Source organism: Parasphingomonas caseinilytica, assembly GCF_036663755.1.
Lineage (GTDB): Bacteria > Pseudomonadota > Alphaproteobacteria > Sphingomonadales > Sphingomonadaceae > Sphingomonas.
Genome location: NZ_JAXOJL010000001.1, coordinates 983632 through 1008876 on the forward strand (window position 1 = coordinate 983632; position 25245 = coordinate 1008876).

The 25245-nt window shown below is 66.1% G+C and carries 27 protein-coding genes; 19 read left to right on the plus strand and 8 right to left on the minus strand.

Translation table 11 applies throughout. The annotated features are described in order from the left end of the window. The first annotated feature begins 269 nt into the window (after positions 1-269). The 4 genes from U1738_RS04740 to hemW all read left to right on the plus strand — a co-directional run bounded on the left by U1738_RS04740 (position 270) and on the right by hemW (position 3524). Entirely contained in the window at positions 270-1088 is an 819-nt protein-coding gene (locus U1738_RS04740; RefSeq protein ID WP_332787856.1) for a ferredoxin--NADP reductase, read from the plus strand. Positions 1089-1177: 89 nt separating this feature from the next. Continuing rightward, entirely contained in the window at positions 1178-1720 is a 543-nt protein-coding gene (locus U1738_RS04745) for a DUF3617 domain-containing protein (RefSeq protein WP_332787857.1), read from the plus strand. A gap of 165 nt (positions 1721-1885) precedes the next feature. Next, the gene (locus tag U1738_RS04750) at positions 1886-2281 is read left to right on the plus strand and encodes a VOC family protein (RefSeq protein ID WP_332787858.1); all 396 of its coding nucleotides are present in this window, start codon (positions 1886-1888) and stop codon (positions 2279-2281) included. A 55-nt stretch (positions 2282-2336) separates the two neighbouring features. Continuing rightward, positions 2337-3524 (plus strand): radical SAM family heme chaperone HemW, encoded by a 1188-nt coding sequence (hemW, locus tag U1738_RS04755; protein WP_332787859.1) that lies wholly within the window; start codon positions 2337-2339, stop codon positions 3522-3524. A gap of 117 nt (positions 3525-3641) precedes the next feature. Here hemW and U1738_RS04760 read toward each other — a convergent pair whose 3' ends face one another. Next, positions 3642-4844, minus strand: coding sequence for a penicillin-binding protein activator (locus tag U1738_RS04760; RefSeq protein WP_332787860.1), 1203 nt, complete (start codon positions 4842-4844; stop codon positions 3642-3644). Between U1738_RS04760 and rsmI the strand changes: the two genes are divergently transcribed. From rsmI to U1738_RS04780, 4 genes are all read left to right on the plus strand, one after another. Further along, complete coding sequence (gene rsmI / locus U1738_RS04765; protein WP_332787861.1) at positions 4843-5703, plus strand: 16S rRNA (cytidine(1402)-2'-O)-methyltransferase; 861 nt, start codon at positions 4843-4845, stop codon at positions 5701-5703. The two genes, U1738_RS04760 and rsmI, sit on opposite strands and share 2 nt — an antisense overlap. A 138-nt stretch (positions 5704-5841) precedes the next feature. Continuing rightward, a complete protein-coding gene (locus U1738_RS04770) occupies positions 5842-6195 on the plus strand; it encodes a YraN family protein (RefSeq protein ID WP_332787862.1) in 354 nt (117 codons plus the stop codon). A gap of 257 nt (positions 6196-6452) precedes the next feature. Next, positions 6453-7409 carry a glutathione synthase gene (gene gshB / locus U1738_RS04775; RefSeq protein ID WP_332787863.1) on the plus strand — a complete coding sequence of 319 codons (957 nt, stop codon included), beginning with the start codon at positions 6453-6455 and terminating at the stop codon, positions 7407-7409. 143 nt (positions 7410-7552) lie between these two features. After that, positions 7553-8158 (plus strand): DedA family protein, encoded by a 606-nt coding sequence (locus tag U1738_RS04780; protein WP_332787864.1) that lies wholly within the window; start codon positions 7553-7555, stop codon positions 8156-8158. On the opposite strand, the gene U1738_RS04785 is transcribed toward U1738_RS04780, so the two are convergent. Next, positions 8130-8636, minus strand: a complete 507-nt coding sequence (locus U1738_RS04785) for a GAF domain-containing protein (RefSeq protein ID WP_332787865.1) — start codon at positions 8634-8636, stop codon at positions 8130-8132. The genes U1738_RS04780 and U1738_RS04785 overlap by 29 nt on opposite strands. A 57-nt stretch (positions 8637-8693) precedes the next feature. Next, complete coding sequence (locus tag U1738_RS04790; RefSeq protein ID WP_332788223.1) at positions 8694-9578, minus strand: tyrosine recombinase XerC; 885 nt, start codon at positions 9576-9578, stop codon at positions 8694-8696. Positions 9579-9737: 159 nt separating this feature from the next. Here U1738_RS04790 and U1738_RS04795 point away from each other — a divergent pair, with 159 nt between their 5' ends. Next, a complete protein-coding gene (locus U1738_RS04795) occupies positions 9738-11204 on the plus strand; it encodes a diguanylate cyclase domain-containing protein (RefSeq protein ID WP_332787866.1) in 1467 nt (488 codons plus the stop codon). Positions 11205-11323: 119 nt separating this feature from the next. Here the strand turns inward: U1738_RS04795 and U1738_RS04800 are convergent, their stop codons facing one another. Beyond that, positions 11324-11803, minus strand: a complete 480-nt coding sequence (locus U1738_RS04800; RefSeq protein WP_332787867.1) for a hypothetical protein — start codon at positions 11801-11803, stop codon at positions 11324-11326. 62 nt (positions 11804-11865) lie between these two features. Here U1738_RS04800 and U1738_RS04805 point away from each other — a divergent pair, with 62 nt between their 5' ends. The 3 genes from U1738_RS04805 (at position 11866) to U1738_RS04810 (ending at position 16015) form a co-directional block, all read left to right on the plus strand. Then, on the plus strand, positions 11866-14034 hold the full coding sequence (locus U1738_RS04805; RefSeq protein WP_332787868.1) for a primosomal protein N': 2169 nt from the start codon (positions 11866-11868) through the stop codon (positions 14032-14034). A gap of 37 nt (positions 14035-14071) precedes the next feature. Further along, positions 14072-14251 carry a type II toxin-antitoxin system VapB family antitoxin gene (locus U1738_RS20255; RefSeq protein WP_443026970.1) on the plus strand — a complete coding sequence of 60 codons (180 nt, stop codon included), beginning with the start codon at positions 14072-14074 and terminating at the stop codon, positions 14249-14251. A gap of 258 nt (positions 14252-14509) precedes the next feature. Then, positions 14510-16015, plus strand: a complete 1506-nt coding sequence (locus U1738_RS04810; protein ID WP_332787869.1) for a S1C family serine protease — start codon at positions 14510-14512, stop codon at positions 16013-16015. Positions 16016-16025: 10 nt separating this feature from the next. Here the strand turns inward: U1738_RS04810 and U1738_RS04815 are convergent, their stop codons facing one another. After that, the gene (locus U1738_RS04815) at positions 16026-16943 is read right to left on the minus strand and encodes a CPBP family intramembrane glutamic endopeptidase (RefSeq protein ID WP_332787870.1); all 918 of its coding nucleotides are present in this window, start codon (positions 16941-16943) and stop codon (positions 16026-16028) included. Positions 16944-17014: 71 nt separating this feature from the next. Then, on the minus strand, positions 17015-18052 hold the full coding sequence (ada, locus tag U1738_RS04820) for a bifunctional DNA-binding transcriptional regulator/O6-methylguanine-DNA methyltransferase Ada (RefSeq protein WP_332787871.1): 1038 nt from the start codon (positions 18050-18052) through the stop codon (positions 17015-17017). A 108-nt stretch (positions 18053-18160) separates the two neighbouring features. Here ada and U1738_RS04825 point away from each other — a divergent pair, with 108 nt between their 5' ends. Together U1738_RS04825 and U1738_RS04830 are read left to right on the plus strand one after the other, a co-directional pair. Then, on the plus strand, positions 18161-18409 hold the full coding sequence (locus U1738_RS04825; RefSeq protein WP_332787872.1) for a type II toxin-antitoxin system Phd/YefM family antitoxin: 249 nt from the start codon (positions 18161-18163) through the stop codon (positions 18407-18409). Continuing rightward, positions 18396-18683, plus strand: coding sequence for a type II toxin-antitoxin system RelE family toxin (locus U1738_RS04830; RefSeq protein ID WP_332787873.1), 288 nt, complete (start codon positions 18396-18398; stop codon positions 18681-18683). Before U1738_RS04825 ends, U1738_RS04830 begins: the two co-directional genes overlap by 14 nt. Positions 18684-18693: 10 nt before the next feature. On the opposite strand, the gene U1738_RS04835 is transcribed toward U1738_RS04830, so the two are convergent. Next, positions 18694-19371, minus strand: a complete 678-nt coding sequence (locus U1738_RS04835) for a dienelactone hydrolase family protein (RefSeq protein WP_332787874.1) — start codon at positions 19369-19371, stop codon at positions 18694-18696. A 31-nt stretch (positions 19372-19402) separates the two neighbouring features. Beyond that, complete coding sequence (locus U1738_RS04840; RefSeq protein WP_332787875.1) at positions 19403-19840, minus strand: MarR family winged helix-turn-helix transcriptional regulator; 438 nt, start codon at positions 19838-19840, stop codon at positions 19403-19405. 308 nt (positions 19841-20148) lie between these two features. On the opposite strand from U1738_RS04840, the gene U1738_RS04845 reads away from it, so the two are divergent. The 5 genes from U1738_RS04845 to U1738_RS04865 all read left to right on the plus strand — a co-directional run bounded on the left by U1738_RS04845 (position 20149) and on the right by U1738_RS04865 (position 25158). Continuing rightward, positions 20149-20703: a F0F1 ATP synthase subunit delta gene (locus U1738_RS04845; RefSeq protein ID WP_332787876.1), complete on the plus strand. Its 555-nt coding sequence runs from the start codon at positions 20149-20151 to the stop codon at positions 20701-20703. 3 nt (positions 20704-20706) lie between these two features. Further along, positions 20707-22236: a F0F1 ATP synthase subunit alpha gene (gene atpA / locus U1738_RS04850; protein ID WP_332787877.1), complete on the plus strand. Its 1530-nt coding sequence runs from the start codon at positions 20707-20709 to the stop codon at positions 22234-22236. Between the two features lie 113 nt (positions 22237-22349). Beyond that, the gene (locus tag U1738_RS04855; RefSeq protein ID WP_332787878.1) at positions 22350-23234 is read left to right on the plus strand and encodes a F0F1 ATP synthase subunit gamma; all 885 of its coding nucleotides are present in this window, start codon (positions 22350-22352) and stop codon (positions 23232-23234) included. Positions 23235-23258: 24 nt separating this feature from the next. Next, positions 23259-24788 (plus strand): F0F1 ATP synthase subunit beta, encoded by a 1530-nt coding sequence (gene atpD / locus U1738_RS04860; protein WP_332787879.1) that lies wholly within the window; start codon positions 23259-23261, stop codon positions 24786-24788. 118 nt (positions 24789-24906) lie between these two features. Then, a complete protein-coding gene (locus U1738_RS04865; RefSeq protein WP_055777614.1) occupies positions 24907-25158 on the plus strand; it encodes an ATP synthase F1 subunit epsilon in 252 nt (83 codons plus the stop codon). Positions 25159-25245 lie beyond the last annotated feature (87 nt).

Genomic DNA, 25245 nt, shown 5'->3' on the forward strand with positions numbered 1-25245 from the left:
TATGGGGAGCGGACAAGAGCGAGGCAACGCTCCCTAACGTGCAACGTCCGTCGGAAAACCGGTTACCGGCAAGATGTTTCCTTGACGTGAACGTAAACCTCGCTTAATTGCGAATAAATCGCAATATCTCCAAGGTCGCCGATGCTCCGTATTTTCGCCCGCAATGTCGCCAGATGGGCGGCTCACACGCCAAACTATCTGGCACATGCAGCAGAACTTGTGCCTCAGCATCTTGCGTGCGCCCGGATGTCTCGTGCAGGGGACCGGTCATGAATATGCATGCCCGTACGCCGGTTTTGATCCCAGACCACACCGCCTTCTCCACTGCGGACGTGCTGTGGGTGAAACATTGGAACGAACATTTGTTCAGTTTCGCGATCGCGCGCCCGGCCAGCTTCCGCTTCCGTTCGGGTGAATTCGTGATGCTCGGCCTGCCAACCGACAGCGGCAAGCCGATCATGCGCGCCTATTCGATCGCCAGCCCGGATTATGCCGAGGAACTCGAATTCCTCTCGATCAAGGTGCCGGACGGCCCGCTGACCGAGCGTCTGCAGACGATCCATGCGGGCGACCAGCTGTATCTCGGCAAGAAGCCGGTCGGCACCCTGGTGTGCGACGCGCTGCTGCCGGGCAAACGGCTGTTCTTCTTCTCGACCGGCACCGGCCTCGCTCCGTTTCTCAGTCTGGCGCGCGACCCTTCGGTCTATGACATGTTCACCCAGATCGTGCTGGTGCATTGCGTGCGTCGCGTCAGCGACCTGGCCTATCACGACGAGCTGACCGCGCAGCTGGCCGCCGATCCGCTAGTGTCGGATCAGGCGCTGCTACAATTCCATTACGTCCCGACCGTGACGCGCGAACCGTTCCGCACCGCCGGGCGGATCGGCGCGCTGATCGAGGACGGGCGGCTGTTCGCCCCCCCGGTCGGCGGCGAACATGCGCTGAACCCGGAGACGGACCGCATCATGATGTGCGGCAGCATGGCGATGATCCGCGATCTCGGCGCGATGCTGGAATCGCAGGGCTTCAGCGAAGGATCGAACGCCAACCCAGGCCATTACGTGATCGAGCGCGCCTTCGTCGATTGAGCGCCGTTCGCGGGTTAGCGCGCGAATTTACGATTGCACTCGCGCGCGCGAACCTCGAAAGATCGCCCCGTCATCAGGGGAGAATTTCCATGCGTAACCTTATCGCCCTCACCGGCGTCGCTTTGCTCGCCGCCGGTTGCGGCAAGAGCGATTCGGGCCCGGTGAAGCGCCAGCCGGGTAGCTGGAGCCAGAAAATCGAGATCGTCGAATTCGCCGGGCCGGGCATCAAGCCCGAGCAGAAGGCGCAGATGCAGCAGATGATGAACATGATGGCCGGCGTATCGGCCTGCATCACGCCCGAATTCGCCGCGCAGGAAGATGCGGAAAAGAACCTGACCGCGATGGGCGGGGCGCAGAACAACTGCAAGGTGACCGACAAGAACATCTCGGGCGGCAAGGTCGCCTTCACCGCCAATTGTTCGAAGGATGGCCGGGCCGTGAAGCTCACCGCCGACGGCACGAGCAGCGCGACCGAGCAGAACATCAAGATGTCGGTCGAATCGGCCGGCACCAACAACGATGGCGGCAAGCTGGTGATGAACGTCAGCGCCAAGCGCGAGGGCGAGTGCAAGCCGGGCGAATTCACCCCGCCGGTACCGAAGCCGGTCGCGACGCCCGCCGCGAAGTCCTGATTCATGGTCCCCGGCGAAAGCCGGGGACCAGTCGGGAAACAGTGATCGGGCGCTGCGCGACGTAACAGCTACCTTCGCGACTGGACCCCGGCCTGCGCCGGGGAACGGACGAGCCAGCATAAAGCCAGGCGGCCCAACCGCCGGCGCACGATATGGAGAGAGACGATGATCGGCTACACCACACTCGGCACCAACGATATCGACAAGGCACTGGTCTTCTATGACGGCCTGCTGGGCGCGATCGGCGGCAAGCGGCTGATCACGATGCCGGATGCGCGCGGTTTCACTTTGTATGGCGCGGGCCGCGACAAGCCGATGCTGGCGATCACCAAGCCCTATGACGGCGGCACGGCCAATCCCGGCAACGGCACGATGGTCGCGTTGCTGGCGGACAGCCGCGCACAAGTCGACGCGGTATATGCCAAGGCGATCGAACTCGGCGGGCAGGACGAGGGCGCACCGGGCCTGCGCGGCGGGGTCGGGCCGCAGGCGTTCTACGGCGCGTATTTCCGCGATCTGGATGGCAACAAATTCTGCGCCTATCGCACCGGCGAGGAATAAAGCCGGGCGCGCGGCATCTTCCCTCTGGGCGCCGGGGCGCGCATAGCGCGCGCCCATGAGCCTTGCCGAACTGCCCGTTTCAGATCCGTCCACGCGCGCGGCACCGCCACTGGCGCTGTACGTCCACTGGCCATTCTGCGTCTCGAAATGCCCGTATTGCGACTTCAACAGCCATGTCCGCGACTCCGTCGATCAGGCGGCGTGGCGCGCCGGGCTACTAGCCGATCTGGCGCATGAGGCGACGCTGATGCCGGGCCGACGGCTCGGCTCGATTTTCTTCGGCGGCGGCACGCCGTCGCTGATGCCACCCGAAACGACTGCGGCGATCATCCGCGCGGCGGAGGATGCGTGGGGCTTCACCGACGATATCGAAATCACTCTGGAGGCCAACCCCTCCTCGGTCGAGGCGGCGCGCTTCGCCGATATCGCGGCGGCGGGGGTGAACCGCGTATCGCTCGGGCTACAGGCGCTCGACGACGATGCGCTGAAATTCCTCGGCCGTGCGCATGACGTGCGCGAGGGGCTGGCCGCGCTGGACACGGCGCTGGCGGCGTTCGCGCGGGTCAGTTTCGACCTGATCTATGCCCGGCCCGGCCAGACGCTCACCGCCTGGGACAGCGAACTCGCCCGCGCTTTGGCGTTCGGCACCGAACACCTCTCGCTCTACCAATTGACGATCGAACCCGGCACGCGCTTCGCGACCGAGGCGGCGGCGGGGCGGATCGTCATCCCCGACGGCGACAGCGCCGCCGATCTGTTCGAGGCGACGCGCGCCATGACGGCGGCGGCCGGCCTACCCGCCTATGAAATCTCCAATCATGCGCGGCCGGGATCGGAGAGCCGCCACAACCTCGTCTATTGGCGCTATCAGGACTATCTCGGCATCGGCCCCGGCGCGCACGGGCGGCGCGGCGGGTTGGCCACCGTGCGGCGCAGGAAGCCCGAAAACTGGATGGCGGCGATCGAGCGCAACCAGCACGGGATCGAGATCGAGGAACTGCTCGCCCCGCACACCCGCGCGACCGAGGCACTGCTGATGGGCCTGCGCCTGCGCGAGGGCGTGGACCTGGCGCGCATCGCGCGGCTGGGGGAGACGACGATCGCCGGACTGGTCGATCTGCCGGCGCTGGCGAAGCTGGAGGATCAGGGCCTGGCGCGACGCGACGGCGACCGGCTGGCGATCACCGAGGCGGGGACGATTTTGCTGGATGCGATTTTGCCGATCGTGGTGCGGTCGGCTTAGTTGCTCCCCTCCCTGGAAGGGAGGGGCTGGGGGTGGGTCGGCCCGTGAGGGAGCGCTACGCCCGCCCCATACCGACCCACCCCTAACCCCTCCCTTCCAGGGAGGGGAATTGAATGCCTACTTCACGAACCCCGTCGGTGCGGGCGATACGATCACCGTCGTACCGCCGCGGATCTCCTGTACCTCAAGCGCGCGCTCGGCGATGTTGTCGCGCCCGAAGCGGAACGCGCCATCGATCCCGCCGAAGCCGCCGCGATCCTTGAGCCGATCCTCCGGGAACGCCGTCCCGATCGGCCAGTCGCGCGCAATGCGCACCGTCAGCAGCACCGCGTCATAGCCGAGACTCGACAGGCGGAACGGCGCGGTGCCGAAGCGCGCGCGGTATTTCGCGGCATATTGGCGGTACAGCGCGTCCGGCACGCTGGCGAACCATGCGCCGTTCAGCGCGGGCTTGCCGTTGACCGAGGCATCCGAGTTCCACAATTCGGTGCCGAGCACGCGGGCGCTGGCCCCGCCGCTCTTACGCAGGATCGGCACCGCCGCCGATGCGCTGTTCGCGGCATCCGCGATCAGCACCGCCTCGTACGGCGAATTATGCCCCATGCGCGTGATCGCCGCGCTAATCGATCCGGGTGCGCGATCATAGGTCTGCAGCGTGACGACCTGCCCGCCCGCCCCTTCGACGGCGCGCAGGAACGAGGTCGAGGCACGTTCGCCGTACAGGCCGTTCGGCACCAATCCGGCGAAGCTCGACATGCCCTGCCCGCGCGCATAATCGACCACGCGGGTGATCGACTGGCCCGGCATATAGCCCATCAGGTACGATCCGTTGCCCGCCGCGCTGGCATCGTTGGAGAAACTGACCACCGGCACGCCCGCGCGCTTCGCCACCGGTGCCACCGCCTTGACGTCATCGGCGAGCAGCGGCCCGAGGATCAGGCGATTGCCATCCGCGATCGCGCGCTGCGCCGCATTGGCCGCACCCAAGGCCGCAGTATCGTAAGTGGTGATGCGGAGGCGTTCGTTGTTCGTGTCGAGCAATGCAAGCTGAGTCGCATTGGAGATGCTCTGCCCCACGCCGGCGTTCGATCCGGTCAGCGGCACGAGCAGGGCGATGCGGTGGCGCGCGGTATCGGTCGGGATGCCCTGGTCGATCTGCGTCGGGCCGGTCGGCTGCGGCCGGGTCGGCTGCGGACGGATCGTCGGCGCGGGCCCGCGCGGCACGACCGTCTGGCACGCGCTCAGCACGAGTGCCGCCGCCACCGCCGTCAATCTGGCAAGTGACATGCCCCGTTGCGGTATCGATAAACCCTCTGCCATGACACTTCCCATGATGAATGCCGAACCCGCGCCCGGTCTTGTACCCGGTCTCTATATCGTCGCCACCCCGATCGGCAATCTCGGCGATCTCTCGCCGCGCGCCGCCGAGGTGCTGGCGGGATGCGCCGTAATCGCGGTGGAAGACAGCCGTGTGACCGCGAAGCTGCTCCACCATATCGGCATCAAGCGGCCGATGACGCCGTATCACGACCATAATGCGGAAGGCGTGCGCCCCGGCCTGATCGCGCGGATGGGGCACGAGGCGGTGGCGTTGGTGTCGGATGCCGGGACGCCGCTGATTTCCGATCCGGGTTACAAACTGGTCCGCGATGCCCGCGCGGCGGGGCATCTGGTGGTGACGATCCCCGGCCCCTGCGCGGCGATCGCGGCGCTGACGCTGGCGGGGTTGCCGACCGACCGGTTCCTGTATCTCGGCTTCCTGCCGCCCAAGGCTGCCGCCCGTGCGACCGCGATTCGCGAGGTGGCGGCGGTGCGGGCGACGTTGGTGCTGTACGAATCCGGCCCCCGCTTGGCCGCGACGCTGGCGACGCTGGCGGAGGAACTTGGCGAACGCGACGCAGCGGTGACGCGCGAGATCACCAAGCGATTCGAGGAAGCGGTGACGGGGACGTTGGGGGAATTGGCCGCACGCTATGCCGATGCGCCGCCCAGGGGCGAGATCGTGATCGTGATCGCGCCGCCGGGGGAACCGGAGGCGGCGAGCGAGGCGGATGCGGATGTGGCGCTGGCCGAAGCGCTAACCCGGCTGTCCACCGGGCAGGCGGCGAGCGAGGTGGCGAAGAAGCTCGGCGTCGATCGCAAGGCGCTTTATGCTCGGGCGCTGGAGATGAAGGGGTGAGCAAGACGTTTTCCTCATTTAGCCCCTCCCCTTCAGGGGAGGGGTTGGGGTGGGGCCGTGCCGCAGAAACTGGCGCTGGTCTCTTCGAGACGGGACTGCCCCACCCCAACCCCTCCCCTGAAGGGGAGGGGCTAAGAAATGCGTGACCGCCGCATCGCCGAAGCCTCCGGCCGTCGCGGCGAACGCCTCGCCGGCTGGTGGCTGCGGCTGAAGGGCTGGCGGATCCTCGATCGTCGCGTGCGCACGCCCGCCGGGGAGGTCGATCTGGTCGCGCGCAAGGGCAATCTGATCGCCTTTGTCGAGGTGAAATTGCGCAAGACCGCCGCCGAACTCGATTACGCGATCGACGAACGCCGCCTCGCCCGCGTCGCGGCAGCGGCGGAGGTGCTGATGCCGACCTATGCCGGCCCGGGCGACGACATCCGCGTCGACGTGATCCTTATCGCACCCAGCGTACGGCCCCGCCATATCGAGAATGCGTGGATCGGGTGAGCATCGCTTCCCCGCTCCGTTCGTTTCGAGCGTAGTCGAGAAACTGTGCGCAGCGCTTGAGGCCGGTTTCTCGACTACTCTCGAAACGAACGGAGGGGTTAGCGTGACATTCCCCCTGCCCGCTCCTATCTGCCCAACCACTCCATCCCGTCACCCCAGCGCACGCTGGGGTCTCGTGGTGCGGGCGTAACGCTCGCCTCCCGGAGACCCCAGCCTGCGCCGGGGTGACGAGGGAGGCGCGGGAAAAGGATCATTCGATGCCGCTGACCGTCGCCGTCCAGATGGACCCCATCCAGTCGATCAACATCGCGGGCGATTCGACCTTCGCGCTGATGCTGTCGGCGCAGGCGCGCGGGCACCGGCTGTTCCATTATGCCGCCGAAGACCTGAATTACGCCGACGGCCGCGTCTGGGCGAAGGCGCATCCGGTGACGGTGCAGCGCGTGGTCGGCGATCACTTCGCGTTCGGCGAGGCGGTCAGCCTCGATCTCGGCGATGAGACGGACGTCGTGCTGATGCGGCAGGATCCGCCGTTCGACCTGGGCTATATCACCGCGACGCATCTGCTGGAGCGGATCAGCCACAAGACGCTCGTCGTCAACGACCCCGCCAGCGTACGCAATGCGCCGGAAAAGGTCTTCGTGCTCGATTACCCGCAGTTCATGCCGCCGACGCTCGTCACGCGCAGCCTGGACGAGGCGCGCGCCTTCCTCGCCAAACACGGCGAGATCGTCATCAAGCCGCTGCACGGCAACGGCGGCAAGGCGATCTTCAAGGTCGGATCGGACGGCGCGAACCTGTCCGCACTGATAGAGGTGTTCAACATGACGTGGCGCGAGCCGCACATGATCCAGGCGTTCCTGCCCGACGTGGCCAAGGGCGACAAGCGCATCGTGCTGGTCGATGGCGAGGTGGTCGGCGCGATCAACCGGCTGCCGGGCGAAGGCGAGATCCGCTCCAACCTCGCGGTCGGCGGATCGGCGGTGAAGACCGAACTGACGGACAAGGAACGCGAAATCTGCGCCGTGCTCGGCCCGGAACTGAAGAAGCGCGGGCTGCTGTTCGTCGGTATCGATGTGATCGGCGGCCAGTGGCTGACCGAGATCAACGTCACCTCCCCCACAGGTCTGGTTGCGATCGACCGGTTCGACGGGGTGGATACGGCGGCAATGATCTGGGCGGCGGTCGAGGCGAAGGTGGCGGCAAAGGACTGAAACTTCGTCATCCTGAACTCGTTTCAGGATCCAGGCGCGGTCAGTGGCCTCATGGGCGGTATCCGTGGGACAGATGACCGCGCCTGGATCCTGAAACAAGTTCAGGATGACGTTTTCATTTCGGGACGGGCAAGCCACATCTCATGACCGACCTCATTGTCAACCTGATCGCCTGGGGCAGCTATTTCGGCATCTTCCTGCTGATGGCGCTCGAAAACATCATCCCGCCGATCCCGTCCGAGGTGATCATGGGCCTGGGCGGCATCGCGGTCGCGCGTGGGCAGATGGCAATGGTGCCGCTGATCGTGTTCGGCACGATCGGCACGGTGGCCGGCAACGTCTTCTGGTACGAACTTGGCCGCCGCATCGGGTACGAACGTTTCAAGCCGCTGGTCGATCGCCACGGGCGCTGGGCTGCGATCGAGTGGGAGGATGTCGAGAAGCTGCACGGTTTCTTCCGGCGGCACGGCCAGTGGATCGTCTTCGTCTTCCGCTTCATGCCCGCATTCCGCACGATCGTGTCGCTGCCGGCCGGCATGGCGCGGATGAACCGCTGGAAATTCCTGATCTGGACCGGCGGCGGCGCGGCGATATGGAACTGCGTGCTTGCGGGGGCCGGCTTCTATCTCGGCACCAATTTCAAGCAGCTCGAACATTATGTCGGGCCGGCGGCCGTGGCGACGATGGTGGTGGTGGCCATCCTCTACGTCTGGCGTGTTCTCACCTGGAAGCCGCGGCACCTGCGCTGAGCGTATCCAGTTCGAGCCCGATCCGCGCCGCATACGCCTCGATCGCGGCGCGCACCTCGTTCAGGCTGGTTGCGCGCGGTGCGGGATCGATCGCGCAGAGCGTACCGAAGAAACTGCCGTCGGCACGCAGGATCGGCACCGAGATATAGCTTTTGAAGCCGTACATGATCGGCGTGTGATGCGCGCGCCAGCGTGGCTCGGCGCTGACATTGTCGATCACCACCGCCTGCCCGTCGCCCCGGATCTCGTCGCAGATCGTGGTGCCGACCTCGAGTTCATCGCCCGGATCCAGCCCGAAGGCGATATCGTCCTGCACCTGACACACGATCCAGCGCTGGTCGGTGACGCGCGCGACCGCAGCAAAGCCCATGCCGGTGATGCGGCACACGTCCGACAGGATCGCCTTCACCGCGTCGATATGCTGCACGGCCACGATATCGGCGAGGAATTCGGGGCTGAGGGGGATGGCGGGTTTCACAGGACATCGTTTCACGCGCAAAACGATGTTCGTCAATTGATCTGGATCAAACTTGCATCACGCGCGGGGATGCGCGTTGCGGTACACGTCGAGTAGATGCGCGGCATCGACCGCCGTATAGATCTGCGTCGAACTCAAGGACGCATGGCCGAGCAATTCCTGCAGCGAGCGCAGATCCGCCCCGCGCCCGAGCAGATGCGTGGCGAAGCTGTGGCGCAGCGCGTGCGGCGTGGTGCGATCCGCCAGACCGAGCCGCGTCCGCGCCGCCTGCACCGAGCGGCGGATGATCGCCGGATCGAGCACCCCGCCCTTCGCCCCCCGGAACAGCGGCTCGGCGCGCGACACGGGCCAGGGGCAGAGCCGGACGTAATCCTCGAGACCTTCACGAACCTGCGGCAAGAGAGGCACGATCCGCGTCTTGGCGCGCTTGCCCGTCACGCTGAGCGTCGCGCCCAGCGGCAGGATCGCGCCAGTCAGCGACAGCGCCTCGCCGATGCGCAGGCCCGCGCCGTAGAGCAGCATCAGCACCGCCCAGTCGCGCGCCGCGATCCAGGGGGCGCGCGCCACCTCGGCCACGTCCTCTACCAGCGCCACCGCCTCGTCCGGGGATACCGGGCGCGGCACGCCTTTCTTGACGCGCGGCCCCTTCAGCCGCGGCGTCGCGCCCTCGCCACAGGCAAAAGCGAGGAACCCGCGCACCGCCGACAATTCCCGCGCGGCCGAGGCGTTGCCCAGCCCTTCGGCCCGGCGAAAGGCGAGATAGGCGCGCAAATCCGCCGCGTTCGCCTCGCCCAGCCGCGCGGGCGAAACAACTTCGCCCCAATGGCTGCCGAGAAAACCGACCAGTCGATGCGCCGTCGCGACATAAGCGCGCACGGTATGCGCCGAACGCCGGCGATTATGCGCGAGGTGATCGGCCCAGGCGAGAATGGTGGATTGCATCGCGTTCCATTCTAAAGCGCGCACGCCGATGAAGCGAGCGGTGACGCACGGGCTGCTCCATCCGCACACCATCCATATCGGCGGGGCGGTTTGCCGGACGCGAAATCGCGGCCAAGACAAAGACGAGTTGTTAAGTCCCTCGCGCGTAGAAGTGCCAAGATGAACGTGCTTAGCGAAACCTTGCTCCCCGTCATTACCGATGAGGATCGCCGCCTTTCGGCGCTGCATGCGCTGGGATTGCTCGATTCGGAACCGGAAAAGGCGTTCGACGCGCTCGTCACGCTGACCGCGACTCGCTTCGATTGTCCGGTCTCGATGCTCACGCTGATCGATCGCAATCGCCAATGGGTGAAGGCGCGGTTCGGCACCGAGATGGAGGAAACCAGCCGCGACATCGCATTCTGCGATCATACGATTCGCAGCGATACGCCGCTGGTCGTCAACGACGCGGCACTCGATCCACGCTTCGCCACAAACCCGCTGGTCATCGGCGATCCGCAAATTCGTTTCTATGCCGGTGCCCCGATCCACATCGCGAACGCCAGCGGTCGCCACGCGATCGGCGCGATCTGCCTGATCGACGACAAGCCGCGCCAGATGACCGCCGAACAGGCCGAGACGCTGACGCACATCGCCACGGTGATCGAGGCGCTGATCGCGGCGCGCGGCGCGGCGCGGGAGGCGGTGTCGATCGCCGAGAGCGCGCAGGAGCAATCGCGCTCGCTCCGCCGACAGGAACGCGTCTTCCGCCAGGTCGAGCGCATGACGATGATCGGATCCTGGCGGCTCGATCTGGACACCGAATCGGTCACCTGGTCCGATGGCATCTATCGCATCCACGAACTGGATCCGACTGCACCGCCCGATCTGCTTGCCGCGCTCGATTTCTATCCGCCGCACGACCGCGCGACGATCAGCGATGCGTTGACCGGCACGATCGAAAACGGCGCTCCTTATGAGGTGGAGGTCGATTTCATCACCGCCAAGGGCAAGCGCCGCCGGGTGCGCAGCCGGGGCGAGCTGGAGGTCGAGAATGGCCGCGCCGTCGCCGTGATCGGCGTGTTCCAGGACGTGACCGATCGCTACCGCGTCGAACGCAAGCTGCGCGAATCCGCCAGCACCGACGAAGTGACGCGGATCGCCAACCGTGCCGAATTCAACCGCGTGCTGGAGGCCGAATTGCAGGCCGCGCGCCGGGGCAAGCCGGTCGTCCTGGTGCTGGTCGATCTGGACCATTTCAAGACCACCAACGACACGTTCGGCCATATGGCCGGCGACGACGTGCTGCGCGCGATCGGCCAGCGGCTGCGCGCGCCATTCCTGAACGGCAGCTTCGCCGCGCGGCTGGGCGGAGACGAATTCGCTTTGTTACTGACCGATCCGGAACTGGTCGCCGATGCGCCTGCCGTGATCGCGCGCTTGCTCGATTTGCTCAAGACGCCGGTCCAGTCGAAGGACGATCTGTTGCCCGTATCGGGCACGATCGGATCGGCCAGCCCCGGCCCCGGCGCGGATACGGTCGGCGAACTGCTGCACGCCGCCGACATCGCGCTCTACACCGCCAAACGCGCGCGGCGCGGGACGTCGCATGCGTTCGTCGCGCCGGGCGTGGCAGCTGCGAGGTAAACCTTTACCGTTCGTGCTGAGCCTGTCGAAGCACGTGCCCCGAATGCTCCGGTGCGTTTGGGGTACGCCCTTCGACAGGCTCAGGGCGAACGGGGGTGGGGCAAGCCTGCCGTGCGCCGCTACTTCGGAACGATCATCACCTTGATCGTCGGCGTCTTGATGCCCGACAATTGCAGCGTGTAGCGGCCCGGGCTCAGCTTGAAATCGACGATCTTGCGCAGGCCGGTGCAGATCGGGCCATGCCCGTGCCCGACCGAGGCCAGCGCCGCGCCGCCGCTCACCACATCGACCCACGCACCACTGGCCAGCCCGATCTGGTAGACGCCCGCCTTCGCCACGGTGAAGGACAGCATGGCCGCCGTCCCGCCGCGCTTCGCCACATCGCCGACCGCGCCGGTAAGCTTCGACGGCTCCGTGCCCGTCACCGGGAACGGCGCACCGATCGCCAGCCCGACCGAGGCCGGCGCGTTCCACTTCGCGAAAGCGGGCGGCAGATCTCCGGCGCGGACGCAGACCGGCTCGGGCTTGTCCATCTTCATGTCGGGCGCCATCGGCGCGGCGGCAGCCTGGGCGAGCAACAGCAGGGACAAGAGCGACATCGGATACTCCTTCGGAAACGTCTCCCTTCCTTCTAGGCCTGCCCGCCGCCATATGCACGTCCATGTACCGTGCCCGTGTCATCGTGATGAATTCCGCGCTCGGCCCGCTCGATTACCGCGTGCCGCACGGCATGAGCGTCGAACCGGGATCGATCGTCGTCGCGCCGCTCGGCCCGCGCCAGTTGCTCGGCGTGGTGTGGGAAGAGGAGCGGATGCCGTCCGATGCCGAGGTCGGCGACAACCGGCTACGCAATTTGATGGGCGTAATCGACGTGCCGCCGATCGCCGCGCCGCTCCGCCGCCTGATCGAGTGGACAGCGGATTATTATCTCAGCCCCCATGCCGCCGTAGTGCGGATGGCGATGCCGTCCAGTTCCGCGCTGGAAGGCACGAAGACGATCACCGAATATCGCGCCACCGGCGAAGTGCCCGCGCGCCTGACCCCGCAGCGGGAACAGGCGCTGGAGCGGATCGGCGTGCGGCAGGGCCTGATCCGCGAACTGGCGGCGGCGGCGGACGTGTCCGACGCGGTGATCCGCGGGCTGGTCAAGACCGGCGCGCTGGAGGCGGTGGCGGTGGATATCGACAGCCCCTATCCGCTGCCCGACCCCGCGCACGGTAGACCTGCGCTGTCGTCCGACCAGCGCGCGGCGGCGGAGACGTTGGTCGCCAATGTCGCGGCGCGCGAATTCCAGCCGACCTTGCTCGACGGCGTGACCGGATCGGGCAAGACCGAAGTCTATTTCGAGGCGGTGGCGGAGGCGATCCGCGAGGGGCGGCAGACGCTCGTGCTGCTGCCCGAGATCGCGTTGACCGAACCGTTCCTGCAGCGCTTCACCGCGCGCTTCGGGTGCGAGCCGGTGGCGTGGCATTCGGGCCTGCGCCAGTCGGAGCGGCGCCGCGCGTGGCGGGCGATCGCGACCGGACAGGCTCTGGTCACGGTCGGCGCGCGATCGGCCTTGTTTCTTCCCTATGCCAGTCTCGGCCTGATCGTGGTGGACGAGGCGCACGAGACCAGCTTCAAGCAGGAAGACGGCGTGCATTATCATGCGCGCGACGTGGCGGTGATGCGTGGCAAGTTCGAGGGTGTGCCGGTGATCCTCGCCTCCGCCACCCCGGCGATCGAGACGCGCCAGCAGGTGGCGAGCGGGCGCTATGCCGAACTGAAGCTGCCGGGCCGCTGGGGTGCTGCGGAAATGCCGGCGATCGAGGCGATCGACCTGATCCAGAACCCGCCCGACCGGGGCCGCTGGATCGCGCCGAAACTGGTGAAGGCGATGCAGGAGACACTGGAGCGGCGCGAGCAGGTGCTGCTGTTCCTCAACCGGCGCGGCTATGCGCCGCTGACCCTGTGCCGGACGTGCGGGCATCGCTTCCAATGCCCGAACTGCACTGCCTGGATGGTCGAGCACCGGCTTATCGCGCGCATCACCTGTCACCATTGCGGCCATGCCGAACCGACGCCGCGCGCCTGCCCGGAATGCTCGAACGAGGATACTCTGGTGGCGGTGGGACCGGGGGTGGAGCGGATCGCCGACGAGGTGAAGTTGCTGTTCCCGGACGCCAAGACGGCGGTCGTCACCTCCGACACGATCTGGTCGCCGGCCAAGGCGGCGGAGTTCGTCGCGCGGATGGAGGGGCATGACATCGACATCGTCGTCGGCACGCAGCTCATCACCAAGGGCTATCACTTCCCCAACCTGACTTTGGTCGGGGTGATCGATGCCGATCTCGGCCTGAACGGCGGCGACCTGCGCGCGAGCGAGCGCACCTTCCAGCAGATCATGCAGGTGTCGGGCCGTGCCGGTCGCGGCGAGAAGCCGGGCCATGTCTATATCCAGACGCACAGCCCCGACGCGCCAGTGATGCGCGCGCTGATCACCGGGGATGCCGAGGCGTTCTACGCGGCGGAAACCGAGAGCCGGCGCGAGGCGAACGCGCCCCCATTCGGCCGCTTCGCCGGGATCGTCGTGTCGAGTGAGGACAAAGCGGCAGCGCACGAGATCGCGGTGCTGATCGGCCGCTCCGCCCCGCAGGTCGATGGCATGGAAGTCTACGGCCCGGCCCCCGCCCCGCTCGCAATGCTGCGCGGCCGGCACCGTTTCCGGTTACTGGTCCACGCGCGGCGCGCGCTGGACGTGCAGGACGTGATCCGCGCGTGGCTGGGCAAGCTCGACTGGCCGAGCAAGGTGCGCGTCGCGGTGGATGTCGATCCGTATAGTTTCGTGTGACCCGAAATGCTATGAATGCGGCGCTCGCAGCAAGGATATGCACGTGCGCCACAATCTGAAGATCGATCGTGAACTACTCGAAGAGGCTCAGCGCATTCTTGGCGTGAAGACGTATCGCGAGACCGTCGACATTGCCTTACGACGCGCAGTTGAAATGCCGACTTGGCCAATGGAAAGACTTATGTCCCAAAGGTACAAAAGCCCGAAACGGGAGTGACACCTTAATCTACCAAGCCCGATGCTTCCCCGGCGAAGGCCGGGGCCCAGTCGCGGAAGTCAGTGTTACGTCACGCTGCGCCCGATTACTTCTGTCTCACGACTGGGCCCCGGCCTTCGCCGGGGAAGCGCCTATTTGGCGAAGGGAAATGCGCTGATCGAACGCCGCCGCGATCCGTGTCTCCGAAATTCCGATTTGCGGCTGCCGGATCAGCGCCGTCCTTGCTCGACATATGACCGCGCGCTAGCGATGGACGCCATGACCCGCCTCCTCCTCGCTCTCTTGCTACTCTTCGGCCTAACCGCCCCCGCTCATGCCGACGACATCTCCGCTTCCGCGCGCAGCGTCGTGCGCGTCGTGACCGTGGCGGTGGTGGACAACGAGGTCGTGGGCTTCGGGCATGGGAGCGGATTCGCAGTCGCGCCGAACCGGATCGTGACCAATGCGCATGTCGTCGATCTCGCCGCGCGCTACCCCGACAATGTCGTGATCGGCGTGGTGCCGTCGGAGGGCAGCCGGTCCTATCAGGGCAAGGTGATCGCGATCGATACGCAGCGCGATCTGGCGTTGATCGAATTCACTGGCGTGAAGCTGCCGACGCTGGCGCTCTACACCGGGCCGGTGGACGAGGGCAGTTCGATGACCGCTTTGGGCTATCCCGGCAATGTCGACATGGCGACGGCGCGGTCAGCGGCGGATTACATCATGCCGCTGTCGCCGATCCGTTCGGAGGGCGTGTTCTCGGGCCGCCGCACGCTCTCGGGCGTCGAGGTGTTGCTGCACACCGCCAGCATCGCGCGGGGCAATTCGGGCGGGCCACTGCTCGATCCGTGCGGGCGCGTGGTGGGTGTCAACTCCGCGCTGACGCGGGGCGAGGATGGCGATTCGAGCTTCGGCTTCGCCATCGCCGATACCGAATTGGCGACGTTCCTGCGCAGCGCGAAACAGGATTTCGCCGGGGTCGGCAATCCCTGCACCAGCATCGCCGAACGGCTGAAACAGGATAGCGATGCCGATGCGCTGGCAGCGTCCGATGCGCAGAAGGCGCGGCTCGATGCGACCAGCCAGGCCAATGCCGCACGCGACAAGGCGATGGTCGGCGCGCGCGATGCGGCGCAGCGGTTGCGCGAGAATTTCATCGCCATCGCCGCCGGCCTGCTCGTCGCCGGTCTGCTCGCGGCGGGCGGTGCGGCGATGCTCGAATTGCGTGGGCTGCGGCCCTGGGCGATCGGCGTCGCGAGCGTCGGCGCGATCGTGTTCGTCGCCGCGCTCGTCATCTTCGTGATGCGGCCGAGCGGGGAGCCGGTGATGCCGCCGGTCGTGCCCGATGCCATGCCGACCGTCAGCAGCGATGCCGCGATCGGCCCGATGGTCTGCACCGTCCTGCCGAACCGCAGCCGCATCACGGTATCGTCGCAGGACGACGTGAAGCTGGATTGGGGCACCGGCGGCTGCGTCAACCAGCGCACGCAATATGCCGAGAACGGCAGTCGCTGGGATCGCATCCTCGTGCCGTCCGAGGAGCAGACAGTTTCCGTGCTGCAATTCGATCCGGCGACGAAAATCTATTCGAACGCACGCTATCTGCTGTCCGCCGCGCAGATGGACGCCGTGCGCAAGGTGCGCAGCCAGGTGTCGCTGAAGGCGTGTTCGTCCGACATTGCGGCGCGCGCCAATCTCTCGACGCAACAGGCGGCGATCCGGGCCACGCTGCCGCCGCTGCCGAACGAGAAGATCGTCTATGCCTGCAAGGCGGCGCCCTGAAGCGCCATGCTCACCATCTGCTGCGGGCCAAGCGCTCGTCGCCCTGAAAACCGCCGCGCCGGATCCAGCGCGGGGGCACGACCAGATCCTGCTGCCAGGCGATCCACATCAACCCAGCCCCAACGGCTAAATTGATCAGCAAGGCCGCCAGCGATGCCTCCGCGCCGAACGATCCGCCGGTGAGCAGGTCCGATCCCGTGATGCTCGGACGAATGAGTCCGCCGGTGTCGAAACCGGATACCGGAACGCCGTAGATCCCGCCCTGCGTGAAGTTCCACGCGGCGTGCAGCCCGATCACCGCCCATAACCGCCGCGTGACCATGTAGAGTGCCGCCAGCATCACGCCTGCCTCCAGCGCAATCGCCAAGCCGGCGAACAGAGTGGCGTTGGGATTGCCGAGATGCATCGCCCCGAACAGGATCGCGGACAGGACCAAGGCGATCCAGCTGCCGGTCATGCGTTCGACCAATCGAAAGATCACGCCGCGCAACACGATCTCCTCGCTCACGCCGGAGAAGATCGCCACCGCCAGCGCGGGCAGCGCCGCGCGCGCCGGATTGGTGCCGACGATGCTGTAACCGTCCTGCGCGGCGATGATGCCGATCACGATCGAGAACAGGACGAACCCGGCCGCCGCCGCAATGGCCAGTTCGCCGAACCAATCCTCGCGTTCGAATTCCTCGAACGGCCGCCGCTCGACGAAATGCACGAACAGCCAATAGGCACCGACGAACACGGCGGATGCGATCAGCGAGAACAGCACGCCGCGTAAGCCGCCATGGCCGATCGGCAGCACGTCGCGCAGCACGCCGACCAACAGCCCGGCGACGGCCATCATCGCCAGCCCGATCGCCAGCAGGCTCAGCGGATAGTGGATGACGCGCCAAAGGATGCTGCCCGGCGGCGTTTTCGGTCGTGTCGGCCCCATTCCAATCCCCTTTCCCCGACCGAAAGGGTAGCGCGTGGATGCGATATTGAAAAGCAGCGCCCGCCTTGGCGTCAGTCGGCACCCTCGCGTCGGAGCAAGGCGGCCTTGCGATCCGTGCCGTAAGCATAGCCGCCCGGCGATCCATCCCCGCGCAGCACGCGGTGGCAGGGAATGGCGATCGGTACCGGGTTCGCCCCACAGGCCGTTCCCGCCGCGCGCACCGCGCCGGGCTTGCCGATCGCGGCGGCGAGTTGGCCGTACGATCGCGTTTCGCCGAGCGGAATATGGCGTAAGGCTTGCCAGACCGCTTCCTGAAATGCGGTGCCTTGCACGTCGAGCGGCAGATCCTGATCGCGCTCAGGCGATTCCACGCTCGCCACGACCCGCGCCGCCAGATCGGCCAGCGCCGCGCCGCCGGGCGCGATCTCCGCCTTGGGAAAGCGCAGCAGCAAAGCGGTATCGTCCTCGTCGAAGGCGATGCGGCACAGCCCCTTGTCGGTCGCCGCGATCAGCATCTTGCCCAGGCTGGTGTCCGCGATCGTCCAGCGGATCGTCACCCCCGCGCCGCCATTTTTCCACGCGCTCGGGCTCATCCCCAGCCGCTTGGCGCCATCTTCGTAGAAACGGCTCGGCGCGGAATAGCCCGCCTCGTAGATCGCCGCCGTCACGCTCGCCTCCGCGCTCAGTGCCCGCGCGGCGCGCTGCGCCTTCAATCCGCGCGCATAGGCGGCGGGGGTCACCCCGGTCGCACGCTTGAACAGGCGATGGAAATGGTGCGGCGCATAACCGACCTGCTGGGCCAACTCCTCCAGCCCCATCATCTCCTCCGCCGCCTCCAGCACCGCCACCGCCCGCGCCACCGCGATCCGGTCACGGCCAACCTCGTCGGGCTTGCAGCGCAGGCAGGCACGAAACCCGGCCGCCCGCGCCGAGGCGGGATCGGCATGGAGTTCGACATTCTCACGCTTCGGGTGACGCGCCGGACAACTCGGCTTGCAATAGATGCCGGTGGTCCGAACGGCGATGAACACCCGCCCGTCATAAGCCCGGTCCCGCGCCTCGAACGCGGCCCATGCGGTGTCTGGATCGATGGCGGCGTGCTGCGTCATGCCCCGGATATAGGCTCTGTCCGGCAGTCACACATCCCATGGATTGCGCTCAAACCCGAACCAGACGAACGATTGAAAAGACCAGTTAAAGGTGCTATTAAAAGCGCCATGATCGATCAGCTATTGGCCGGCTCCGGCGTCAGTATCACCGACTTAAAGAAAAACCCGTCGGCCGTGATCGAGGCGGCGGGGGGATTTCCGGTTGCGGTGCTCAACCGAAACACCCCTGCCGCCTATCTGGTGCCCGCCAAGGCCTGGGAGGAATTGATGGACCGGTTGGAAGACATGGAACTCGCCGAACTGGTTCGCGCCCGCGCCGACGAACCGCGTATCAAGGTGCGGCTTGAAGAGTTATGAGCTGGAATTCCTGGCCAGCGCGCTGAAGGAATGGAAGAAACTCGCCCCTAACATCCGCGACCAGTTCGCCGCCCGATTGAAGGAGCGGCTCGATCACCCGCATGTGCCGTCGGCGCGACTGTCCGGCATGCCCGATTGCTACAAGATCAAGCTGCGCGCGGCAGGATATCGGCTGGTCTACCGGGTCGAGGATGACGTGTTGGTCGTGGTCGTCGTCGCGGTCGGCAAGCGCGATCGCAACGCGGTGTACAAGATCGCAGCCGGGCGGCTGTAGCGGCCTCGCCTCACCCGCCGTTGGCGCGAAACAGTTCCAGCGTGCGCTCCTTCGCCAGGTCGCAGCTTGCCTCGTGGAAATCCTTGCGGCGGTCGGAATTGAAGCCGTGGCCCGCTTCGTAGACATAGACGGTGGCGTTGGGGTGATCGGCGGCGATGACCTTTTCCACGCCGTCCATCGGGATGCCGTGGTCGTGGCGGCCGAAGTGCAGGATCACCGGCACCTTGGGCACTTCGTCCGCCGCGCCGGAGACAAGGCTGCCATAATAAGACGAGGCGGCGGCGACGCCCTGCAACCGCGTCGCGGCGAACCACGCGACCGATCCGCCATAGCAATAGCCGACGACGAACACTGGCCCTTTGTCCTTCAGCGCATCAATGGAGGTCTGTGTATCGGCGAGACTCAGCTCGAACGGATGCAGTTGCCGCGCCAGTTCGACGCCCCGCGCCAGGCCTTCGCCGCCATATTCGGCCTCGAATCCGGGATGCTCGCGATCGAACAGAGCGGGTGCCAGCACCTCGTAGCCGTCCGCGGCATATTCCTCGCACAGGTCGCGGATATGATCGGTGACGCCGAAGATTTCCTGCACCAGCACCAGCCCGCCGCGCCGCTCGCCCTCGGGCTGCGCGCGATAGACGGCGATGTCCGCCCCATCCGACATCGTCATCGTCTCGAATGCGCCGGCCATGATCTTTCTCCCACGATGTGTCGGCGACGGGCTACCCGGCGGGCGGACGCGCGGCAAGCTTGGTCAGCGCCGCACCCAGCGCGGCCCGCTCCCGGGTGGAGAGGCCATCGAACAGCGCCGCCTCGCTCGCTCCAGCGGCGCGGGCAAGCTCCGGCACCAGCAGCGCGCCGGTGCCGGTCAGCCCGATGATCTGCACGCGCCGGTCCCCGCCCCCGCCACGCCCGCGCACCAGCAGCCGCTTCGCCACCAGCCGATCGACCAGCTTGGAAATCGCCCCTGCCGTCATGCCGAGCCGCGCTGCGATCTGCCCTTGCGGCACGGCGCCGGCGGCATGGAGATCGCGCAGGAGCGCCCATTCTGCAGCCGTGACGCCGTGCGGCATGAGCGCGCGGGACAGCGCCTGATGCGTGGCGGCGGCGGCGGTGCGGATCAGGGTGGCGAGGTTGGGCTCGAGGGCAATGGTTGTCATTGGCTCGAACCTAACCTTCAATCACCGCCGTCATCCTGAACTCGTTTCAGGATCCAGGCGCGGTCATTTGCCAAATATGACATGGTCGTCTGTCGAGCGACCGCGCCTGGATGCTGAAACAAGTTCAGCATGACGATATCCAACCAACGTATGCGCATATCTTGTTTCCTAGTCAACCATACCACCATCCCCACTTGCATCCCCGCCGACCCGATGCTAACCGCCCGGCCAACCCATCCGGAGGTGCTGCCGCAGCGCCCCCTTCCCCATGGGGCCATCTGTTCGACGGTTAGAGGAATCCCAAGCGCGTGGAGACATCCAGCGGCATTCAAGCGAGCCTGAGCGGGCGTTACGCCACGGCTCTGTTCGAACTGGCGAGTGACGCGAAGGCGATCGACATGGTCGAGGCGAGCCTGTTGCGGGTCCGCGCCGCGATCGAACAGTCGGCGGATTTCGCCGCGCTCATCACCAGCCCGGTCGTATCGCGCACCGATGCCGCCAAGGGCGTGGCTGCTGCGGCCGAGATGATCGATGTGGACGATACCACCGCGAAATTCCTCGGCGTGCTGGCGCAGAATCGCCGCCTGTCGCAATTGCCCGCGATCATCCGCGCCTTCCGCGCGCTGGCCGCGAACTATCGTGGCGAGACGACGGCGGAAGTCGCCTCCGCCCACCCCCTCACCGACGCTCAGGTCGATGCGCTGAAGGCCAGCCTTCGCACTCGCGTCGGCCGTGACGTCGCGGTCGATCTTTCGGTCGATCCCTCCCTGCTTGGCGGACTGGTCGTGAAGATCGGTTCGCAGATGATCGACAGCTCGATCAAAACCCGTCTCAATACTCTCGCGCACGCGATGAAAGGCTAACCCATGGATATCCGCGCCGCTGAAATCTCGAAGGTCATCAAGGACCAGATCGCCTCGTTCGGTACCGAGGCCCAGGTCTCCGAAACCGGCCAGGTGCTGTCGGTCGGCGACGGCATCGCGCGCATCCACGGGTTGGACAACGTCCAGGCCGGCGAGATGGTCGAATTCGCCAATGGCGTGCAGGGCATGGCGCTCAACCTCGAAGCCGACAATGTCGGCGTCGTGATCTTCGGGTCCGACAGCGAGATCAAGGAAGGCGACGTCGTCAAGCGCACCGGCACGATCGTCGACGTCCCCGTCGGCAAGGGCCTGCTGGGTCGCGTCGTGGATGGTCTCGGCAACCCGATCGACGGCAAGGGCCCGATCGTTTCCGATCAGCGCAGCCGCGTCGAAGTGAAGGCACCGGGCATCATCCCGCGCCAGTCGGTCAGCGAGCCCATGCAGTCGGGCCTGAAGGCGATCGACGCGCTCGTCCCCGTCGGCCGTGGCCAGCGCGAACTGATCATCGGCGATCGCCAGACCGGCAAGTCCGCCGTCGCGATCGATACCTTCATCAACCAGAAGACGGCGAACCAGGGTTCGGACGAATCGAAGAAGCTGTATTGCGTCTACGTCGCGGTCGGCCAGAAGCGTTCGACCGTCGCGCAGCTCGTCCGCGCGCTGGAAGAGAATGGCGCGATGGAATATTCCATCGTCGTCGCCGCGACCGCATCCGAGCCGGCTCCTTTGCAGTTCCTCGCGCCCTATACCGGCACCGCGATGGGCGAGTATTTCCGCGATAATGGCATGCACGCGCTGATCGTGTTCGACGATCTGTCGAAGCAGGCCGTCGCCTACCGCCAGATGTCGCTGTTGCTGCGCCGCCCGCCGGGCCGCGAAGCCTATCCCGGCGACGTGTTCTATCTCCACTCGCGCCTGCTGGAGCGTGCGGCGAAGATGTCGGACGCGAACGGCGGCGGCTCGCTCACCGCGCTGCCGATCATCGAAACGCAGGCCGGCGACGTTTCGGCCTACATCCCGACCAACGTGATCTCGATCACCGACGGCCAGATCTTCCTCGAAACCGATCTGTTCTTCGCTGGCATCCGTCCCGCGATCAACGTCGGCCTCTCGGTCAGCCGCGTCGGTTCCGCCGCGCAGACCAAGGCGATGAAGAAGGTCTCCGGCTCGATCAAGCTGGAGCTGGCACAGTATCGCGAAATGGCCGCGTTCGCGCAGTTCGGTTCGGATCTGGACGCCTCGACGCAGAAGCTGCTCAACCGTGGCGCGCGCCTGACGGAACTGCTCAAGCAGGCCCAGTTCTCGCCGATGCCGTTCGAGGAGCAGACCGCTTCGATCTTCGCCGGTACGCAGGGCTATCTCGACACCGTGCCGGTCGATGCGGTGGTGCGCTACGAACAGGCGATGCTCGCCGATCTGCGTTCCAACCATGCCGACGTGCTGACCAAGATCCGCGAAACCCGCGATCTGGGTGACGAGGCGAAGGCTGGCCTGAAGGCTGCGCTCGACGCGTTCGCGAAGACCTTCGCCTAACAACACCACGTCACCCCGGCCTTGAGCCGGGGTCCCGCTTCTTCCTCTAGCTAAAAGCAACAGAAGAAGCGGGATGCCGGCTCAAGGCCGGCATGACGTAAGAAGGACCGTAGATGGCAAGTTTGAAGGCCCTCAAGATCCGCATCGGCTCGGTGAAGTCGACGCAGAAGATCACCAAGGCGATGAAGATGGTCGCCGCTGCGAAGCTGCGCCGGGCGCAGGAAGCGGCGGTCGCCGGCCGTCCCTATGCCGAGCGTCTCGAAGCGGTGATGGCATCGCTGGCCTCGAAGGTCAGCGTGTCCGAATCCTCGCCCAAGCTGCTCGCAGGCACCGGCAACGATCAGACGCATCTGATCATCGTCGCGACCTCGGAGCGCGGTCTGGCCGGTGCGTTCAATTCGAACATCGTCCGCGCCGCGCGCAAGAAGGCGGTCGAGCTTGAAGCCGCCGGCAAGACGGTGAAGTTCTACATCGCCGGCAAGAAGGGCCGCGTGCTCAAGCGCTTCTACCCGACGCAGATCGCGCACGACCATGAAATGAGCCAAATCAAGAAGCTAGCCTTCTCGGACGCGCGCGAAATCGCCGACGACGTGGCGGCCCGCTTCTTCGCCGGTGAATTCGACATCGCGCATCTGTTCTACGCCCGTTTCCAGTCGGCACTGGTGCAGGAGCCGACCGGCCGCCAGATCATTCCGGTCGCCATCTCGGCCAATGCGGAAACCTCGCAGAAGACCGGCGCGGAAGCTGCGGTGACGTATGAGCCGGATGAGGAATCGATCCTCGCCGATCTGCTGCCGCGCAACATCGCGATCCAGATCTTCCGCGCGCTGCTCGAAAACGCCGCATCGGAACAGGGCAGCCGCATGACCGCGATGGACAACGCCACGCGCAACGCGGGCGACATGATCAAGCGTCTCAGCATCCAGTATAACCGAGCCCGCCAGGCCGCGATCACGACCGAACTGGTGGAAATCATCTCCGGCGCCGAAGCGCTCTAAGACTTAGAAGGCAAGGAAAAGCACATGGCAACCGAAGCCCCGATCGCAGAAAAGCCCGCCCGCAAGCCCCGCGTGGCCAAGCCCGCCGGTGAAGTCGGCACCCCCGCGCTGCAGACGTCGAACAGCGTCGGCCGCATCTCGCAGGTCATCGGCGCCGTCGTCGACGTGACCTTCCAGCAGGGCCAGCTGCCGTCGATCCTGAACGCGCTGGAAACCAGCAACAACGGCAACAAGCTGGTGCTCGAAGTCGCCCAGCATCTCGGCGAGAACACCGTCCGCACGATCGCGATGGACGCGACCGAGGGCCTGACCCGCGGCCAGACCGTCACCGACACCGGTTCGCAGATCCGCGTTCCGGTCGGTCCGAAGACGCTCGGCCGCATCATGAACGTCATCGGCGAGCCGATCGACGAGCGCGGCCCGGTCGGCCATAGCGACACCGCCCCGATCCACGCTCTGGCCCCTGCCTTCGTCGATCAGTCGACCGAGAGCGCGATCCTCGTCACCGGCATCAAGGTCATCGATCTGCTCGCGCCTTATGCGCGCGGCGGCAAGATCGGCCTGTTCGGCGGCGCCGGCGTGGGCAAGACCGTGCTGATCCAGGAACTGATCAACAACATCGCCAAGGGCCATGGCGGCGTGTCGGTGTTCGCCGGCGTCGGCGAGCGCACCCGCGAGGGTAACGATCTGTACCACGAATTCCTCGACGCTGGCGTCATCGCCAAGGATGCCGACGGCAATCCCACGCCGGAGGGTTCGAAGGTCGCCCTGGTGTTCGGCCAGATGAACGAGCCGCCCGGCGCACGTGCCCGCGTCGCGCTGTCCGGTCTGACGATGGCGGAATATTTCCGCGACGTCGAAGGCCAGGACGTGCTGTTCTTCGTCGACAACATCTTCCGCTTCACCCAGGCGGGCGCTGAAGTGTCCGCACTGTTGGGCCGCATTCCGTCGGCCGTGGGCTATCAGCCGACCCTGTCGACCGACATGGGCGCGCTGCAGGAGCGCATCACCTCGACCAACAAGGGCTCGATCACCTCGGTTCAGGCCGTGTACGTGCCGGCCGACGATCTTACCGATCCGGCCCCGGCCACGTCGTTCGCCCATTTGGACGCGACGACCGTGCTGAACCGCGCGATCTCGGAACTGGGCATCTATCCGGCGGTCGATCCGCTCGATTCGACCAGCCGCGTGCTGACCCCGGCCGTCGTCGGCCAGGAGCATTACGACACCGCCCGCCGCGTTCAGGAAACGCTGCAGAAGTACAAGGCGCTACAGGACATCATTGCCATTCTCGGTATGGACGAATTGTCGGAAGACGATCGCCTGGTCGTCACCCGCGCCCGCAAAATCCAGAAGTTCCTGTCGCAGCCGTTCCACGTCGCCGAGGTCTTCACCGGCATCAGCGGTAAGTTCGTCGCAATCGAGGATACCGTGAAGTCGTTCAAGGCGGTGGTGGACGGTGATTACGATCACCTGCCGGAAAGCGCGTTCTACATGGTCGGCGGCATCGACGAAGCCGTCGCCAAGGCCGAGAAGATGGCGCAGGACGCTTAAGTAAATCCCCCTCCCGCTTGCGGGAGGGGTTAGGGGAGGGCCTGTCCGGAAGGACATCCTCTCCATTACAGGCCCTCCCCCGACCCCTCCCGCAAGCGGGAGGGGAGTGAGAACCAAAATGCTGCACTTCGAACTCGTCACGCCAGAAAAGCTCGTCCGCAGCGAGGACGTGTACATGGTCGTCGTCCCCGGCACCGAAGGCGACTTCGGCGTGCTCGAGGGCCATGCGCCCCTGATGTCCACCGTCCGCGACGGCGCGCTGTCGATCTACCGCCAGGAAAAGGGCGAACCCGAGACGATCACGATCGTCGGCGGCTTCGCCGAAGTCAGCGAAAACGGCCTGACCGTTCTGGCCGAAAGCATCGGCTGAGCGAGCCATTTGAGCGACCGTCATCGCGGCGAAGGTTGGGATGACGGCGCATTGAACTGCGCCATCTTAACGCGCCGCTAACCACGA